A 17,906-nucleotide genomic window follows, 5' to 3' on the forward strand; every position below is an offset into this window, starting at 1 on the left:
GGAATGTATGACATAATATGTCGCATATGATGGACTAAACTGATATAGTCAATAGTGTAATATTTATTCGGCGGGAGGGAGTATGTCGTTTGCAAACCCAAGTATTATTTGGATGTGTATTGGCCTGATCTTGATGCTGGCTGAGATCATTATTCCAGGTGGTATTGTCATTTTACTCGGTGCAGCTTGTTTGATTGTTGCTGGCGCATTAGCCCTAGGTGTCGTCGAAGGCATAATACAGAGCATGACGCTGTGGTTCATTGCATCTATGGTATTGTTATTAGGCTTCAGGCAAGTGACTCAAAGACTTATCGGAGGGTATTCCCATGTAGATAATACCGATGAAGAATTCGATATTTATAATAAAGTGGCTGTAGTTATCCAAACCATTGGACCGGGGCAACAAGCTGGTAGAATTGCATTTCAAGGTTCACAATGGTCGGCTTTAGGAGATGGAACTGAAATTGTCGTCGGGACAAAAGTTAGGATTATTTGTCGGGATAATATTGGGTTAGTGGTTGAGCCATTAATCGATCCCCAAGATACTGAGTTATCAGATTAATAAGGGAAGCATCATGTTTATATTCACATTAGTTGTATTGGTTATTTTCTTTATTTTATATAAATTGTTGTTAATTGTTCCTATGCGAGAAGTCAATGTAATTGAACGCTTAGGAAAATTTAGAACCGTGTTACAGCCAGGCTTTCATTTTCTCATTCCTTTTTTTGATCGTGTGGCTTACAGGCATGAAATTCGTGAGCAAGTGCTCGATGTACCACCACAAAGCTGTATTTCTAAGGACAATACTCAGCTGGAAGTCGATGGACTGGTGTATTTAAAAGTCATGGATGGAAAGTTAGCCAGTTATGGTATTGAGAATTATCGCCGCGCAGCAGTCAATTTAGCGCAAACGACCATGCGTTCGGAGATAGGTAAGCTGACCTTAAGTCAAACATTTTCTGAGCGAGATAGCTTAAATGAGTCTATTGTTCGGGAAATTGATAAGGCGTCCGATCCTTGGGGGATTAAAGTGTTACGTTATGAAATTCGTAATATTACTCCTTCTCGCAAAGTGATCCATACCCTTGAAAAGCAAATGGAAGCTGAAAGGCGAAAGCGTGCTGAAATTACCCTCGCGAATGCTGAGAAAGCGGCAATGATTAACGTGTCCGAAGGTGAGAGACAAGAAGCGATTAATCTCTCTCAAGGTGCTAAACAGAAACGCATTAATGAAGCAAAAGGCACAGCACAAGAAATTGCCATTATTGCCAAAGCGAAATCTGAAGGGATGGCACTTGTGTCGTCGGCATTAGCGTTAGAGGGCGGGCATGATGCGATGAACATGCAATTGAAAGAACAGTTTATTGGTCAAGTTGGCGATATTCTTGAGCATGCCGATATTTCTGTTGTTCCGGCAGAGATGGCTAAGTTGGAAGGTTTTTTTGAAGGAATGGAGCAAGTGACTCATGGCATCAAAGCCAATGCAATGAAAGGAGAACGCTCATGATGATAGCGGGTTTTAATACAGATATAGTGGTGATGGCCATTTGGGGCATCATTTTTATTATTTTCCTAATTAAGTTATTTCAATCCATTCGCTTGGTACCCACTAAGTCTGCTTATATTGTTGAGCGCTTGGGTAAATATCATGCAACATTAGATGCTGGCTTCCATGCATTAGTGCCTTTTATTGATAAAGTTGCTTATATTCATGATCTAAAAGAAGAGACAATAGATGTCCCACCTCAAGAATGTTTTTCCAGTGATGAAGTGAATGTGGAAGTCGACGGGGTCATGTACATTTCGGTGGTGGATCCCGTTAAATCCAGTTATGGGGTTACCGATTATCGTTATGCGGCTATTCAATTAGCTCAAACGACGACGCGTTCTGTTATTGGTACGTTAGACTTGGACAGAACCTTTGAAGAAAGAGATGTGATTAGCGCCAAAGTGGTTGAAGTGCTCGATCAAGCGGGCGCTATGTGGGGGATCAGGGTCCATCGCTATGAAATAAAGAATATCTCACCGCCAGAAACAGTGAAAAATGCCATGGAAATGCAAGTGAATGCTGAGCGTGAGCGACGTGCATTATTGGCAAAAAGTGAAGGAGATAAGCAAAGTAAAATTAATCGTTCGGAAGGCATTAAGACTGAGATCATTAATCACTCTGAAGGTGAAATGCAGCGCCGGATCAATGAAGCTGAAGGTAAAGCGGAAGAAATTATTACCATTGCAAGAGCCACTGCAGAGTCTATTGAACGTATTGCAACGGTTATTGCCGCACCTGGTGGCAAAAATGTGGTGAGAATGCAACTTGGTTCGCAATATTTGAAACAGTTCAAAGGACTGAGCGACAGTGCGAGCAAAGTTGTGTTACCGGGTAATTTAATGGATTTCGAACACTGGATGAACAGTGTTGGGCTAGAGGATGAACCCATAAAGGATTAGTCAGTAATATTATCCAAAGTCTCTGTTTGAAAGCCCTTAACTTGTTGACTCAGTTGAGGGCTTAGCATTTTGCGTAGTTAATTAAAGGCATTCTTGAGCTGTTTAGTCACGTTATTGTTACCTGTCACGGATTTATCGACGATAAATTCATTACGAATTTCTACCGAGAAACTGCCGCCTGCTTCCCATCTTGTTTTGGGTTGATAACCGAACAGTTGAACGAATTTAGTAATAGAGTCAGTAAATAATCCTCCAACTTTAATCCGATTAGAGAAGATTGCGCCTCCTCCTATTGAAGCTGTAGCGACAGGTGAGAATAACCAAGCGTAGTTCACTAAGGCTAAGGCTTCACCGACTTGACTGCCTGCGACACAGCCATCGATTTGTTCACCATAATAGGATCCGATTAGCCCACCGGCACCACAACCCACAGAGGCACCTATGGCGCTCATGCCAAGGCCGACATAAATATCATCAGTATTTTGTATTGACCAGCTAGCACTGGGGCCTGCATAACCTGTGATGAGAATATTATTATATGCGCTCACGCCATAAGGGATTATTTTAGGGGCTTCATTACCAAACATATTGAGGTAATTAAACGAGTAGAAAGTTTGATCAAAAGAATACTTTGCCTTATGTTTCATCTTCTTGGTGTCATAGGTATTAAAAGTCGTTTTTTGACCTGCAATCATATCTGTTTTAGTGCCATTCTTTATCATAGGAAAGATAAGTGAATGCCCCCTTGCTAGGCCTAGTTCACCATATAATGTGGTATTTTTTCCGGTGCTTGAATCACCATTTCCTGCCCCGACATAGACTTCATCGGCTAAGCGAATCTGTAAAAAACCAACTTCACTGATGCACTTCTCAGTTTGGCAATTTGAGTAGTAGGTTTTATCACTCATGTAACGAGGCGGCGTGTAGCGGATCTCTAAAATCGCGGTAGAATCTGCGCCAACGTCTTTACTTTTAAAGCCGACTTGCATTCTGAAACGCCAACGAAACTTCCAATTTTTTTTGTACATTTGGGTTTGTAAGTCAACCATACTGGGAAAGGTTTCATAATGTAACTTGCCGCCATCATTGGCCAATGTGAGGGTGGTTGATAAATCTGATTCTTGCGGATTAAGAGTCCCGATGTCAGTAATAAGATCGTCGCTATCGAGTAATACAGCATCAGCAAAGCGAGCACCTGCTTCCCCTGTGACTTCACAGTTCACTAAAGGTTCATTGGCAATTTTACAGCGCATAAAATTTAAATAGTGGCCTAATTCTTCAGAATATACATAGGTTAATTGATCTTTGTCGTCTTGTTCGAGATCTGGCATATTAAAGGAGGTTTGATTAAGGACTATCATGCCATCATCTTCAGTGGAGAGAAAAACTGCGTTACCATCATCAAGTTTGTCTGAACTTAAAAAGTAGGGAACACGTCTATCAATACCATCACCTAATACGTCGGTTTGAAATAGAGCTTGATTGAGCGCATTGAGCATGTCATCTTGTGTCATGGTCGATGAGGCTGCATAAAACTTGGTGCCAAAGGCATGCTGGATCAATGCGAGAAAGTTATTTTTCCGAGTGATGATTTCATCATCTGATAATGAAGTATCTTGATAGTTAAAGCGTTCAAACAGGGCCGTTGAGCTACTACTGGTACAAATGAGCGGTAAGTCTACGATACTGCAGGCGGTTTCAGGTGCAGCATTATAGCTCAATTCATTAAATGCATTGAAGTCACTACTGTTACGCATTTCATTAATAGTGGAAAATTGACCAAAGAATGCTTGTTTGTTGCTATCGTTTTTGTTGCTATTTGATTTTTTAAAGCCAATATGTAACTTTCTAGCAAATTGAATGGCATTTAAACCTGAGCGTGTATCCAGTAGTCCTAGAAAGGCAAAAATGTCATCGTTATGTTTACCGTTGAACATTTGTTTAGTATACCGAATAATTTTTCGAATGGATTTGATGCTATCAATTAAGGCTTGGATCATAGTAACAGCTTGAGTAAAGCACTGACCACTTTGGGCTGCAGCGCCGAGCTCATCACCATCTTTCCCTATATCAACGGCTGTTATCATGCATTGGGTGAAACTGTCGATGATGTTATAAGCTATGCCGCCAAAGCTTTGGGCTGCTATGACGGTCAAAGAGCCTAACGTTTGTGGAATTTTCAGGTTATACACATCATTACCAAATTGAGTGATTTTATTACCTAAGTTTTTTATAGGGACATCGTTTGCAATAGAGACTATGCCATTTTTGAGTGTATTAACACTATTAGAGACACTGCCATTTACCGCTGTTTTTCCCATGTCTTTAATAAAATTAACGGAGTCACTAATATAAGGGACTTGTGTAATGGTATTAATTTTTAAATATTTTGTAATGGGGTTATAAGTCTTTGGGTTCGCAAAGCTCTTTAAGTCTTTTATTATTTTATTAAAAAAACCAGCTTGCACATATATAGGTGATAACGATAGACCGATTATTAATGAACATAATATTATTTTTTTAGATATTACGGGCATGATTTACCCCTTGTCAGAAACAATTATTTAATGTTTTATTTAATGTTTTATTTTTTATATATTATTTTTAATTTAAATGGATATTGCTAAGGCTCAGACAGGCATGCGGATATTGATTGGTTATTACTGTTTCCGTAATGACATAATGCATTGGTGTTGAACGCTAATACAGAAATGTTCATTTTATTTTGAATACTTGATAAGGCATTATCTATAAGTTGTTTATCGCCTGGAATTTTGTTATTTAAACAATAACCATTACTTTGTGACAGACACTCTTCAACACCAGAGTAAGGGTTCTGACTGATTAACCATCCCTCTCCAGTACTGCCCGCAACACTGTGCCAATCTCGTGCTAAGTTATTCAGCTGAGTACACCAGCTGCCTTGTGTGTAACCATCATTACCTGAAATTTCAGCAAGTGAGACATAGCCTGCAGTGGGAATAAACTCTGATAGTGAACCGCATTGCAACATCACAAGGCTGCTAATATTGGCTTCTTCTTTAGAGATGGAGTATGGGAATTCATTTTCATTATCAGTATTTTGTGCAGGGATACATTGGTAATTTCCATTATTCGATTCTGCTAAGCAAGCGACTCTATTATCAACTAATGAATATACGGCAGGGGCCCCGGCAACCCCTGGATATTGCCAGTTATTAGGGATCTCGGCAATGGTGTCTAATCCTGAGATAGGAATAGCGCTAGACACATTAGTAAGCTCTTTAAAACTGCCATTGTTTCGTCTAACTAGCTTTGCATAAATATCAACTTCAAGATCGAGATTATCCTCTGTTGTATTGAGAGTTTTACCTTTTAATAGTTCATTACCTGCTGGAATATTGATTGTCATTATGCCGTCATAATCGGTGCCATTGGCATTCTCTCTCCATGTATCCAATTTATTCCATTGAAAAATATTAATACCGTCAACAGCAATAGCACCTGAATTACTTTTACCGACTTTGTCATGGCATAGGGATTTAAAATCATCGTCATTACCGTAGGTATCATTAGACCATAGAATATTTTCTCCGGTTTCTGAATTTGCAGTGACGTTATCATCATCGCTCGTCCAATCAACATCGGTATAGTCATACCCCCAGTTAATGTTTTTATAAATGAGTTTTATTTGATATAGCGCAATACAGACTTTTTGTTTACTTCCAGTGTTATCGGAGTCAATAAAAAAAGTAACATTAATGCCTCCATTACCATCGGATACCGCCGAATCAACACCGAGCACAATGTCGTCAGTTGCTTGCGCTTTAATGATAAAACTGTAGAGAACGAGTAATATTATTATTTGAGTTTTATGTTTCATTTTTCCCCCTATTTTTATGTTAGTGCTTTTATATCCTTTTGAGGTGAAAATACATCTATATAAGAAATGACTTCTTTGAGTCGATTAAATTTTATCGACATACTTTATTACAATATAATTAATCTTGCTTTTATTGACTTTAACTTCAAGTCTTGTTTACAAGAACAGACTGTTTTGTGTGTTTATTAACAATTAATAAATTAAACAGTGAATGTAATGAAACTCGACTGGTTAAAAAGTGATCAATATTTACATTTGAGTATATAAATGTAGCAAGATGTATCAAAAATAAATGACTTATTGAGTAAAAAAATATTTAGATAAAGAATAATTAATTGAATGTTTATGTGTTATGTATTGGAGAGCTTGTTCATGCAGTTGAGATTATTTTAAGATTAATTATTTATTTTCAGTGATATAAAGCATAATTTAAAGCAAAAAATCTTAGCGAGATTCAAGAAGAGAGCATCAATGCGTGATGCTATCCTCATAATAAAATATCAGTTTTTTAGGTATAAAAGCATCACGGGTGTATTAAAAGGAGAGCTAAATGTTGAACGAAAGGGGGGATGTTTAGAGCAGAGTCATTTTTATTATTAATGACTCCCTAAATTCATATAAATAAGTGCGATACTCATGGAAATGAGCAATAAAAAGTGGAATTAAGGTGTTTCAGCAAAGGTTTTTAATTGTTTTAAAATATCGCCAAATGATTTACCTAATCCCATTTTAAGTAAGGGGGATAGCAGTGTGGCAATGGGTTTAATGTCTGGCGTAGAAATCCAAGTGACTTCGGCTGAAGATGGGTTTACCGCTTTAACAGCAATTTGCACCGTGTTTTTCTTAACTGGTAAAAGTTTTGGTGCATTAATCGGGGTAAGCTCAAAGGTATAAGATTTATTTTCTTCATTATAATGAGTTATAATCTCAGATGCCTGAAATCCATTAGGTTTATCAGTGAATTCACATATGCGGCCTTCAACGGGGGCACCTTGTGTATGCTGCTGGGCTGAAATAGCATAGGAGTGCCGCACTGGCCCCATCCATTGGTATACGCTATCAAAATCATGAGCCAAAATTTCCCAAACGTGATCTGCGGGTTTGTTTATAACAATTTTTTTTGTAATGATCATGATATTACTTCCAATAATATAATAGGGTTATAGGCAGTACATTGTTTTCAATAAAGATGGTTTTTCATCATCATGTACCGATTGGTTTACCATCTTGTACCGATTGGTTCTCATTGTCAAGTTGAACCAATCAGTTTGATATGACATGATGATATTTTTGACATTTGAGGGGAGCAAAGAATGAGTGGACGTAAGCAATTTGATGAAGCAAGCATTCTTGATTGTGCTATGCGCCAGTTTTGGGAAAAAGGGTATACAGCAACCTCGTTAGCAGATTTAGAAATGGCAACAGGGCTTAATAAGTCGAGTATTTATAATACGTTTAAAAGTAAAGAAGGCCTTTATGCACGGTGTATTGAAAGGTTTCGCACAGAATATACTCGAGGAGCATTAGCCAAATTAGATCATCCAGACTTTAAAACTGCCCTGAGTCGTTTTTTTGATGTATTGCTTGCAGGTTTTGATGATCCCTCTTGTCCTAATGGATGCATTGCCACCATGGGAGCGTTAGAAATGGGGGATAAAAATAATATTGTTTCAGGTTTAATTTCAAATGGATTGGAAGAAATGTTGGTATATATTGAGCAACGCTGTTTAAAAGCAATTGAAGACAAGCAGTTGGATGCCAAGATGGATTGCAGTGAATTGGCCGCTATGATTTTAGCCGTGACTCGAGGCGTTGTCGTGCTGAATATGGGCACAGGGAATGCTAACACAGGCCGCAAAGCATACGATTGTGTATTGTCCTTTATCAGCCTTTAGTGAAAGCATAATAGTGATAACCGACTATATTTGATAAATAGTATTGATTTACATTTTTCATAAGATGGTTATCTCATGCAAAAAAGCACAAATAATGATGCCGAAGCGCGTAAAGTGGCCATTTTAGCGGGTACAGGAGGCATGTTAGAGTTTTATGATTTTATTCTTTATATTTTGTTTTCAGCCCAAATCCAAGCGCAGTTTTTTGACTCTATAGAATCTGATTATGTAAAAGATATTGTTACGATAGCAGTCTTCTCCGTGGCTTATATTGTGCGTCCCATTGGCGGTTTTCTCGTTGGATGGATGGGCGATAATATTGGCCGTAAAAAAAGCTTTGCTTTCACCATTCTAGTGATGTCTGCTTGTATGTTATTGATGGGGATCATGCCCAGTTATGCCCAATGGGGGATCATTGCTCCTATTTTGTTTATTATTTTGAGAATAATCCAAGGTCTGGCTTTAGGAGGTGAGTTACCCGGCGCAATCGTGTTTGTATATGAATCCGTTGAACGTAAAGGAATTGCTTTAGGTATTTTATTTACTATGGTGTTTGCTGGCTTTACCTTAGGGGATGTCATGAGCCTTTTTTTTAATTATATTTTTGGTGATTTAGCTTGGCGAGCTGCCTTTATCAGTGGTTCATTTATTGCGCTGGTGGGCTTTTACATTCGAAGCCATTTGAGTGAAACTAAAATGTTTTTGGCGTTAGAAGAAAAACAAAAGTTTCCGCTTAAAACCATTCTTGAAAACCATGGTCGTATTTTGCTAGCAACCATATTCATAGTGGTAATTGTGGCATTTGATGGGGTCATGGTATCGTTATATTTACCCAAATATTTGACCACACATCTAGGGATTGCCCATGAGAGTGTGAGACATATTTTGGTGGGGGTATCTTTATTAGGCTTAATTGTCATTTTTATTTCTGGAATGATTTCTGATTATGTCGATTATATAAAGCTTTATAAGGGAGCTGCTTGGTTATTGATGATAATGAGTTATCCGGCCTATTACTTATTTTCTATTGGTATAAATCATACAGGCTATGTGTTAGCAGGTTTATTATTGGTTGTATTGATCCCTGCTATTTCAACGGGGATTTTTATGCGCATCATTTGTGATGCTTTTTCAACATCCGTGCGCTTTTCTGGCGTGGCCATGGCTTATAATTTGTCTTTTGCACTCGTGGGGGGATTTGCGCCTTTATTGTCAGAGATCACTATTCGGTTGATGGGAAAAATTTCTGGTGCGGCGATTATAGGTGTCATCTGTGCTATTTTGACCTTAATCGGCCTATTGCTGTTGAAACCTAAAGCTGAGCATGATTAGTGTTACGTTGGAGTCCTCAACGTTAGTTAAATATGAGTCATCAACGGCAGTTAAATATGAGTCATCAACGGCAGTTAAATATGAGTCCTCAACGGCAGACAGTCGGCATATTTTAATTTTAAATGGATTGAGTGCGAGAGTGGTTATCACTGGTAAGGAAATATAGCCCATGATTTAACGTTATTAAAAACAATGAATAAAAAAATTCCCCGACACGACGACCAGTGATAATGGCTATTATCACTGGTCGGGTTTTTTATTCTAAATCATAAAGTGGGACAAAACTCACCTACCATAATACTCTAAAAGACAACGTAAAAGCTCAAACTTCAATTATTCTACTGATTTGACTTTAAGCTGGTTAAGCTCTCTTTGAGAGAGATCAATGACTTTATCCACGGATTCTAAAGAGGACTGTCTATGAGTGACAATAATGCGTGTTAATGGAAGTTCATTAATGACTGCATTAATGTGTGACTCATTCATTAGATCAAGATTACTCGTCGCTTCATCTAATACCATTATTGCAGGATCTTGATAGAGAGCTCTGGCTAACAGAATTCTTTGCGTTTGACCACCTGATAATAAGGAACCAATATCACCAATTAACGTGTGATAAGACATAGGGAGTTGCTCTATTTCATCATGAATAAAGGCTTTCCTTGCAACTTCCTTCATTTTCTTTCTATCGATTTTTTCATCAAAAAATGAAATATTATCGGCTATGCTTCCAGATAATAAAGTGTCATTTTGCATAACGCTAGCTATACGCTGTCTGTAAGCTACGAGTCCGATTTGTTTGATATCAGTACCATCTAAGAGGATTTTTCCTTCAGTGGGTATAAGTAACCCTAAAATAATTTTCATTAAAGTGGTTTTTCCACATCCAGACGGACCAGTAAAGGCGATACTTTCACCTGGTGTAATAGTGATATTGAGATTTCTAAACAAAAAAGGACTATTTTCACTATATTTAAAACCGATATTCTGCAGTTCAATTTTGCCCTGAATTTTGCTTGGTAACCCTATTCCACAGCGATTGTCTTCCTGAGGCTCTAATGCTATATCAGAGAGCCTGCTTAAATGCACATCTAACATTTTAAACTCAACAAGGCTGTCGATTAATCCACTAATGGTAGATGAAAACTGACCTTTGTAGGCCATGAATGCCATCATCATTCCAATAGAAAGGTAACCATCAATAACGCTAATAGCCGCAATATAAACAACAATCAAATTTTCAGCTGTCATAATGAGGCTGTTAAATGTACTAAAGCCCATGGACCATAAAGAGCCTTTAATGCTTAAATTTGTCATATTGGTATATAATGACAACCATTCTTTTTTACGTTTATCTTCATAACCTTTTAACTTGATTGCTTGTATTGATTTAATACCCTCAATAAAGAAGCTGTCTTCTTTTGCTGATGCGGTAATTTGTTCTTGAGCATTATTTTTAAAAGGGTGATAACTGAGATAGCGAGACAATGCATAAATGAGGACAGCGCTTAACACAATGGCGCTGAGTGTGGGGCTATAAATGTACATCATGATTAGTGTTGTAGAGGCCATTAGGCCATCAAGAATAACATTAACAAAAGTTGAAGTAATAAAAGATTGGATTTCACTTTGGGCTCCAAAGCGGCTCATTATATCGCCTAGGTGACGTTTTTCATACCAGGCCATGGGTAACTTAGATAAGTGATTAAATAGTGCTGCACCCCATTGAATGTTTAAGTGGCTTTGAATGTGTAATCCAATGAGTTCGCGTATTATTCCAGTGATTGTTGATATAAAAGTGAGTAAGGTAAAACCAGCTAATAATAGGAGTAGCAGATCACGGTCATGGTTAACGATAACATCATCGACCACTAGTTGCATATAATAAGGGGAGGCTAAAGAAAAAACCTGTAATAACAATGAGGCTATTAACATTTTGAATAATCCAGATTTAAGGCCTTTTGAAGCACTTAAAAAGGCACTTAAAGAAAGTTTATTGGTTTTTTCTTCTTTTTTAAATTCAATTGTCGGAAATAACTCTAATGCAACTCCGGTAAAGTGTTGGCTCGCTTCGGTAAGTGAATAGACTTTTTTTCCAATAGCGGGATCGTGGATACTAATTGACTTATTATTGACTTTGGTTAGAACAACGAAATGATCTAGATCCCAATGCAAAATGCAAGGTAAACGAAGTTGATTTAATTCATTCATTTCCAATTGCAAGGCTCGTGACTCTAAATTTATTTGTTGTGCATATTCTGATAGTGTATGCAAAGACAAGCCATTGTCATTATATTGCAGCTCTCTACGTAACGATGCAATATCTGTTTTTCGACCATAGTAATGTGACACCATAGCGAGGCATGCAATACCGCATTCACTGTTTTCCGATTGATGAATGACAGGGCACTTTTTTTTAGGGAAGAAAGACAGCATGTTAACCTTAACTTAATTAGTATATAAGAATTTAATGATGTAATGTAAAATAAGAAGCACTCAGTATTGTTTAATACTGAGTGTTTCTTGTTAAAAACAGTATGATTTTAGTCTATTAGACTGGGAATTTTGTCATCATTATTTGTTGAGTAAAACATTCATTATAACTTTGTTCTCCACAGACTCTTTTTCGAAAGTCACTGGATTGACTGTATTGTTTATTAAATCCATGTACTCTTCTTTCCATATATTCTTTTTGTATTCTTTTTGTTATTTCTGAACTCAACTTATATTGTCCACCACAAATATTAAATAGTGAATTTTTATGTATGACATTCATTTATTGTCATCTCGATAAAACATATTTAATATGCAATCTATCTTGAAAACATTGCTCATAATTTTTATTTTTGCAATTAGATTCTCTATATTCTTTTGATTTGTAATTTTTATCAAAGTCTGCTCTTTCTTTTATACGAATTTCTTTAGTGAGTGGTGGACGCCAAAGAATTCCACCAACAACGCTGGATAATTTATCACTGTTAATAATGTTCATTTGTTCTACTTCATAATGTATTCAAGTTGCAATGCTGCTTGGTAGCATTCGGTATAATTGCGTTCCTTACAGAATGATTGCTTATATTCTGTATTACTATATCTTTTATCAAAAACAATCTTGAACTTGTGTCTAAAACCTGTAGGTTTGGCATATCCGCCAACAATATTTAAAAGGTAAGTTGATTTTAATTCTTTCATTTTTCCCTTCATCATAAATGTGATGGTAATTAATTTTTTATTTATAAAAATCACATTGGAAATACAAGTGATGATATTTTTTTACTTAAACACTGATTGTAATTTAGTTCACCACAATAGTCTTTTCTAAATTTATCTGATTTATATTTTTCATTAAAAAACTCTATATTACTTTTTATTATTCGGTTGTTGCGATCACTTTCAATTTTTTTAAATATGATTTTTGGATCCTGTTTTTTTTGCACATTTTTAGAATGTATCGTGCCACCACAAACTTGCAATTGTTTGTATTGGGTCATTAATTTCATTTTATTGAATTCCTGTTTTATTGTGAAGAAATATTTAGGTGAATACTAGTTTAATAGGCCTAGTACATCTATTAATATATTTTTTATCTACATCAGAAAGAGTGATATAACTAATCTCCTAGGTTCGAACATTAAACCTAGGATCTTCTAGGGTGATCCAGCCTCTTAAGCGATTTTATTTCTCTTTTTAAAGGACGTTTTATCATAAATTTCCCTGAATTATCGATCACACATAACGATGGAAATTCTTTACAAAAATGACGTTTATGCATATTTTCCTCGTGCTTTATGAAATCATTGTATTGTTCTATTTTTGAGCGCATTTTTACAGTACCACCAATAATATGATGTTGTTGTTTATTTGTAATGTTTATCATTAATATTATTTCCAGTAAATGTGTAGTTGATGATGCTTGAATTCAATGTGATTATCATGAGTTAGTTTCAGGTCACTAACCCATGAGAACTATAATATAATTACTTTGAATTATATCTTTTAATTTGGCCAATAACGATTACGGTTGGATATTCCGCTAGAGGGTCTACTTTGATAATTAGTAGGTCTATTATTGCAAGCATAAGTAACAGCTCCGCTTACAACAGGGCCTGAATATCCTGAAACAAGAGGTCCCGCTGGCGCTGTAATTACCCGTGTTGCTGCGCCTGATAATGTACCTAAAACAGCACAGCCAATTCTACCATTGCCCGTTGCATGTGCCATAGTTGCAGCACCTGCACTAGTGCCAAGATTGGTTTGTGCAGTTGGATATCGATTCTTTATACCTTTTTTCCCGCCAATAATACTGTTTTTTTCTTGATGTGAAATATTGCGCATCTTTGTTCCTTTTAATGTAGTAAACGAATAAAAAATACTTTGTAAACTTATTTTATGTTAAGTTTTAATTGTTGAAGTTAAATAATGCATTGGTGTTTTGATATAAATGATGTTATAAGATTATTTTTTAAAATAATCATTTTTTAAGTAACCTATTTCTTCAAAAACATACATCATCATTGGTAAGGTCAAGTATGTGATGAGCCCACTAGAGTAGGCGCAAATTGAAAGTGTATACCATGGGTAGTAATGTATATCTGTTTTTTTTTGAGGTTTTATTTTCATAATCATATACTCTAAAATAGATTTTTTTGTATGCTCTTTAATATAGTAGGCCGTTAATATATTGATTACAGTAAATTGTATGCTACTTAAGAATATTATGTAAGCAATCTTAAGAATTATATCGTAACCTGTATCTTGATTATAATCTAAATAAAAACCAATATTATAATTTACAACGTCTATACTTAATCCAATTATGAGTGAAATACCAAACATTAATATTACATGAAATTTATTCATTATTTATTCTCAAAAATTTAAATGGTTTATCTTTAATAACCTTTAAGGATGTAAAGCGGTTCTAATAGCCATTCAAATAGGCTTCTATTATCTGTGATAATGTCAGCGTGCAATAACATCCCTGGAATTAACTGTGTATGATTACCATAGGCATTAATGTATTGCTGGTGCAATTTAGCTTTAATTTTATATACAGGTTCGTTAAATGATAACTTATGATTAGTTTCTGCTGCGAAAACAATATTTTTTGAGATATGCGATACATCCCCCTTAGTGACCCCAAACTTCTGAAAAGGAAATGCATCAAATTTGAAATTAACTTCATCACCTTGCTTAATGAAGCCAATTGCTCGAGTAGGAACGTATATCTCAGCTTGTAACTCTGAATGATCAGGCAGAATACTGACTAAATAGTCACCTTGAGATGCGAATTCTCCAATCGCTAGTTTTATTGATGTTACTGTGCCTGATACTGCTGATTTAAGGATTAATTCATTGTTTTCTTGTATATTGAATTTACTGGCTAAAAGTTGTGATACTTCAATATTGAGTTGATTAATCTGTTGCTCTTTTTCATAAGGTATTTTCACTAATTCATTATTCAGGTTAGCAATTTCAGCTTCTGATTTCAGTATTCTGGTACTATGCTCTTGGATCCGTTGCTGTAAATCTAGCACGATATCAAGGTGCTCTGTGACTTCATTTTTACTGACATTGCCTTTTAAAGAGAGTGAAGTCATATTTTTTAAACGTGTTTTTGCGATCAATAATCTTTCATTAAGGAACAGACTTTGTTGTTCGAGCTCTTTATTTTCTTTAATTAAAATATTTTTCATTGTTACTGCTTGCTCTTTTTTTTGAGCAAATAACAAGGATACTTGCTTTATTTGATTGTTGACTATCGCTATTTGAAGATCTGCTTCTCGTAATTTCGCTTTATCGACACTAATAGATTCTTCTACATATTTATAGCTAGAGACTGTGAGCAAGTTGTCACCCAATTCAACATGATCACCTTCTTTAATATTAAGTTGGCTGACAATACCATTGACATGAGAGTAGACTTTGGAAATACCATTGGTAGGGATTAAGTATCCCGTGACTTTTTCTTTTTTTGCATAGGAATTTGTAAAAAGGAATAAAATAATTGTAATAGTAGCTAGCAATATAAAAAGTAAAATATAACTCAGTGATATAGGAGTGACTATTAATGCTTTACTGAAATATTGATTTTTAGTTTTGTTTAATACTTCTTTTCTAAATAGACTTGCCATTTTTGTTATCCATCCTTGGATGATTTATATATATAACCATAAATCAACATCCTTTAATTCTCGAAGCATTATCCATTTAAACTTGATATTGTCAACAATAAAAGAGTAATGTTTTAAATATTTTATTTTGTTAATTTAGTTATTCTTAATTTGTTTGACTTTTGTATAGTATTTTTTGTTTGTGAAATTCATTATTATTTTCGTGGTTAATACACTAAGTATTAGTTATTGGATTATTATTGATATTGGATTTCTAAAAATGAAAGTAAAGTTTGTAAGTGTGCCCACCCTTATATCCATTCATTGTGTCCGATATAAGTAACATTCTATTCATTATAGATAAAAATTAGCGTAACTTCATTTAATAATAAGTAGTTAAGTTAGTACTTAACTGCAATCAGTGATTAATGTTTTTTAGTTTTCTCCATGGGATTTTATTATTTATTAATTCAAAGTGGAGGCGAATTAAAGAGGTGTAGATTGAAAATTAATATTAAGTTTTATCTGATTTTATCAATATCATTATGCCTAGGTTTTTTAGGTGAGATAACGATTAACTTTTTAAATAATTTTAATGACTATGGGTTTATTAATAGGCTTTCTGTTTTAATCATATATATGTTGATAGTAACAATTTTGATTGCAGCCATAAAAGGACATGATATAAAAGTAAGAGTGTTAAGCTTATTTTCAAATGATGATAATTCAAAAGGTTCTATTTTTTGGTTGAAAATAGGCTTTATATTTTTTTGCGCAACTTTTGTTGGGCAGTCTATAGGTTATTTTATTTTTCTTGCACTCGTTTTTTCAGTATATGAGAATTACCGAGTGCTCACTAAAGAATAAAATATCATTTAATAAGGTGATTTACTATGAAAAATATTAATATACTTGAGCAACATTCCGTTAAAGGTGGAGGAAAAGGAACAAGAATTGGTGTCCCTGCAGCTTCAGCGGTAGGCTCTGGAGTTACAGGAAGCTGTAGTACAATTGGCACTCTTGCCGGCATTGCAGCTGGTGCACCATTTGGACCTGTTATTGGTGCGGGTATGGCAAGCGCAATGAGTAATATGGTTAGTCAGGGTTGTGCTAATGGTGCTGTAAAGCATCCAAGAAATTCTAATCCTAGCATTCCTAAAAACGGAGGTGGTTATTGGCCAACACAGGGCTGGAGCGGTTCTGGCGTCCGCCAAGCAGGCTCCGGCCGCGGGTCTAGACTCAAGCTGTCACCAGAGTAAATAAATACAATGTCTAGATGAAATGCCCTATTAGCTATTAATAGGTGGTTGTTAGGTTTTTGTTTGACTATGCACATACTCTAAACCCTAGGGGTTAGCTAACCAATTGATATATAACTACATGTGTAATTATTTTAACCAATTAATGTGTAGGAGCATAATAATGTTAGAGAACATTTCAAAACAGTTAAAGAATGTGGGTTTAAATGCTTGCTTAAACAATGACAGCAAAATCTTGCTGGTCAGTCACTAGGCGGAGCTTCTGGGTGTGACATCGCAGGAGGAGCTATAACTTTGGGCTTTACTTTAGTTGGTCGACCTTTTGTTGGCGGTGTGATTGGGCAGCAAATAGCTAATGGGTGTAATAACCCCAAGCCAGACAAACCATTTCCTCATGGACAACGTTGGCCGACACCCCATTTTAATGGGCGAAGTAGGAATCCTTTTAGTTATCGTAGAGATGACATTTTAACCTGTGGTCGATAACAAGCGGCAGATTAGGAAGTCTGAAGCTTGATATGAAATTAAGATTACATTCGATTATGTTTATGCCTATTTGACTTCTTGAAAGGCATGTATCTAGGTTGTTAACTTTAATTTTTGTTACATTATTTTCAATAAAAGGAAGCATTATGAAAGAAATAAATTTGCTAATACAAGATGTTATTTTTGGTGGGAAAGGAAAAATGACAACAGGTATTAATAGTTCACATGGTAGTAAAACTCGTGTCGGTGGTGGCGCCGGTGGCGCAGCTGGTGTCGGTGGTGGCGTTCGTGTTAATCGAGTTGGTGCTGCTGGTGTCGGTGGCGGCGTTCGTCTTAATCGAGTCGGTGGTGGCGTCAGTGGTGGAGTATCTGGTGGCGGTGCTAGTGGAAATTATAGATATAATCGATGAATATTTGGTTATTTAGTAGCATATGTCGATGGGAAAATTATTCTGTAAGGATAATATAGTTAGACTTATTTGTCTTGTTGTCTGATTTTATCTTTTAATT

General features: G+C 35.8%; 19 protein-coding genes. 9 read left to right on the forward strand and 10 right to left on the reverse strand.

What is annotated here, in order from left to right:
• Positions 1 to 82: 82 nt before the first annotated feature.
• The 3 genes from Q0976_RS09275 to Q0976_RS09285 are packed head-to-tail and all read left to right on the forward strand — an operon-like array spanning position 83 to position 2,449.
• On the forward strand, positions 83 to 562 hold the full coding sequence (locus Q0976_RS09275; RefSeq protein WP_299493241.1) for an NfeD family protein: 480 nt from the start codon (positions 83 to 85) through the stop codon (positions 560 to 562).
• A gap of 13 nt (positions 563 to 575) precedes the next feature.
• Positions 576 to 1,508, forward strand: coding sequence for a slipin family protein (locus tag Q0976_RS09280; protein ID WP_299493242.1), 933 nt, complete (start codon positions 576 to 578; stop codon positions 1,506 to 1,508).
• Complete coding sequence (locus Q0976_RS09285; protein WP_299493440.1) at positions 1,508 to 2,449, forward strand: stomatin-like protein; 942 nt, start codon at positions 1,508 to 1,510, stop codon at positions 2,447 to 2,449. Before Q0976_RS09280 ends, Q0976_RS09285 begins: the two co-directional genes overlap by 1 nt.
• Before the next feature lie 77 nt (positions 2,450 to 2,526).
• Here Q0976_RS09285 and Q0976_RS09290 read toward each other — a convergent pair whose 3' ends face one another.
• The 3 genes from Q0976_RS09290 to Q0976_RS09300 form a co-directional block, all read right to left on the reverse strand.
• Positions 2,527 to 4,986, reverse strand: coding sequence for a hypothetical protein (locus tag Q0976_RS09290; protein ID WP_299493243.1), 2,460 nt, complete (start codon positions 4,984 to 4,986; stop codon positions 2,527 to 2,529).
• A gap of 86 nt (positions 4,987 to 5,072) precedes the next feature.
• Entirely contained in the window at positions 5,073 to 6,311 is a 1,239-nt protein-coding gene (locus Q0976_RS09295) for a hypothetical protein (RefSeq protein WP_299493244.1), read from the reverse strand.
• A 662-nt stretch (positions 6,312 to 6,973) separates the two neighbouring features.
• Positions 6,974 to 7,444 carry an SRPBCC family protein gene (locus Q0976_RS09300; RefSeq protein ID WP_299493245.1) on the reverse strand — a complete coding sequence of 157 codons (471 nt, stop codon included), beginning with the start codon at positions 7,442 to 7,444 and terminating at the stop codon, positions 6,974 to 6,976.
• Between the two features lie 180 nt (positions 7,445 to 7,624).
• On the opposite strand from Q0976_RS09300, the gene Q0976_RS09305 reads away from it, so the two are divergent.
• Both Q0976_RS09305 and Q0976_RS09310 read left to right on the forward strand, forming a co-directional pair.
• Entirely contained in the window at positions 7,625 to 8,206 is a 582-nt protein-coding gene (locus tag Q0976_RS09305) for a TetR/AcrR family transcriptional regulator (protein WP_299493247.1), read from the forward strand.
• A gap of 75 nt (positions 8,207 to 8,281) precedes the next feature.
• The gene (locus tag Q0976_RS09310) at positions 8,282 to 9,538 is read left to right on the forward strand and encodes an MFS transporter (protein ID WP_299493249.1); all 1,257 of its coding nucleotides are present in this window, start codon (positions 8,282 to 8,284) and stop codon (positions 9,536 to 9,538) included.
• 333 nt (positions 9,539 to 9,871) lie between these two features.
• Here the strand turns inward: Q0976_RS09310 and Q0976_RS09315 are convergent, their stop codons facing one another.
• From Q0976_RS09315 to Q0976_RS09345, 7 genes are all read right to left on the reverse strand, one after another.
• Entirely contained in the window at positions 9,872 to 11,974 is a 2,103-nt protein-coding gene (locus tag Q0976_RS09315; RefSeq protein WP_299493251.1) for a peptidase domain-containing ABC transporter, read from the reverse strand.
• Positions 11,975 to 12,320: 346 nt separating this feature from the next.
• Positions 12,321 to 12,530, reverse strand: a complete 210-nt coding sequence (locus Q0976_RS09320) for a hypothetical protein (protein WP_299493253.1) — start codon at positions 12,528 to 12,530, stop codon at positions 12,321 to 12,323.
• 5 nt (positions 12,531 to 12,535) lie between these two features.
• Complete coding sequence (locus tag Q0976_RS09325) at positions 12,536 to 12,730, reverse strand: hypothetical protein (protein ID WP_299493255.1); 195 nt, start codon at positions 12,728 to 12,730, stop codon at positions 12,536 to 12,538.
• A gap of 50 nt (positions 12,731 to 12,780) precedes the next feature.
• Positions 12,781 to 13,038 carry a hypothetical protein gene (locus tag Q0976_RS09330; RefSeq protein ID WP_299493257.1) on the reverse strand — a complete coding sequence of 86 codons (258 nt, stop codon included), beginning with the start codon at positions 13,036 to 13,038 and terminating at the stop codon, positions 12,781 to 12,783.
• A gap of 496 nt (positions 13,039 to 13,534) precedes the next feature.
• Entirely contained in the window at positions 13,535 to 13,873 is a 339-nt protein-coding gene (locus Q0976_RS09335; RefSeq protein ID WP_299493259.1) for a hypothetical protein, read from the reverse strand.
• Between the two features lie 120 nt (positions 13,874 to 13,993).
• The gene (locus tag Q0976_RS09340) at positions 13,994 to 14,398 is read right to left on the reverse strand and encodes a hypothetical protein (protein WP_299493261.1); all 405 of its coding nucleotides are present in this window, start codon (positions 14,396 to 14,398) and stop codon (positions 13,994 to 13,996) included.
• Positions 14,399 to 14,430: 32 nt separating this feature from the next.
• On the reverse strand, positions 14,431 to 15,672 hold the full coding sequence (locus Q0976_RS09345) for an HlyD family efflux transporter periplasmic adaptor subunit (RefSeq protein WP_299493263.1): 1,242 nt from the start codon (positions 15,670 to 15,672) through the stop codon (positions 14,431 to 14,433).
• Positions 15,673 to 16,152: 480 nt separating this feature from the next.
• On the opposite strand from Q0976_RS09345, the gene Q0976_RS09350 reads away from it, so the two are divergent.
• From Q0976_RS09350 to Q0976_RS09365, 4 genes are all read left to right on the forward strand, one after another.
• A complete protein-coding gene (locus Q0976_RS09350; RefSeq protein ID WP_299493265.1) occupies positions 16,153 to 16,518 on the forward strand; it encodes a hypothetical protein in 366 nt (121 codons plus the stop codon).
• A 26-nt stretch (positions 16,519 to 16,544) separates the two neighbouring features.
• Positions 16,545 to 16,910 carry a hypothetical protein gene (locus Q0976_RS09355; RefSeq protein ID WP_299493267.1) on the forward strand — a complete coding sequence of 122 codons (366 nt, stop codon included), beginning with the start codon at positions 16,545 to 16,547 and terminating at the stop codon, positions 16,908 to 16,910.
• Between the two features lie 294 nt (positions 16,911 to 17,204).
• Entirely contained in the window at positions 17,205 to 17,396 is a 192-nt protein-coding gene (locus Q0976_RS09360; RefSeq protein ID WP_299493269.1) for a hypothetical protein, read from the forward strand.
• A gap of 146 nt (positions 17,397 to 17,542) precedes the next feature.
• Positions 17,543 to 17,806 carry a hypothetical protein gene (locus tag Q0976_RS09365; protein ID WP_299493271.1) on the forward strand — a complete coding sequence of 88 codons (264 nt, stop codon included), beginning with the start codon at positions 17,543 to 17,545 and terminating at the stop codon, positions 17,804 to 17,806.
• The last annotated feature ends 100 nt before the right edge of the window (positions 17,807 to 17,906 follow it).

The organism is uncultured Shewanella sp., from assembly GCF_947501665.1.
Classification (GTDB): domain Bacteria; phylum Pseudomonadota; class Gammaproteobacteria; order Enterobacterales; family Shewanellaceae; genus Shewanella.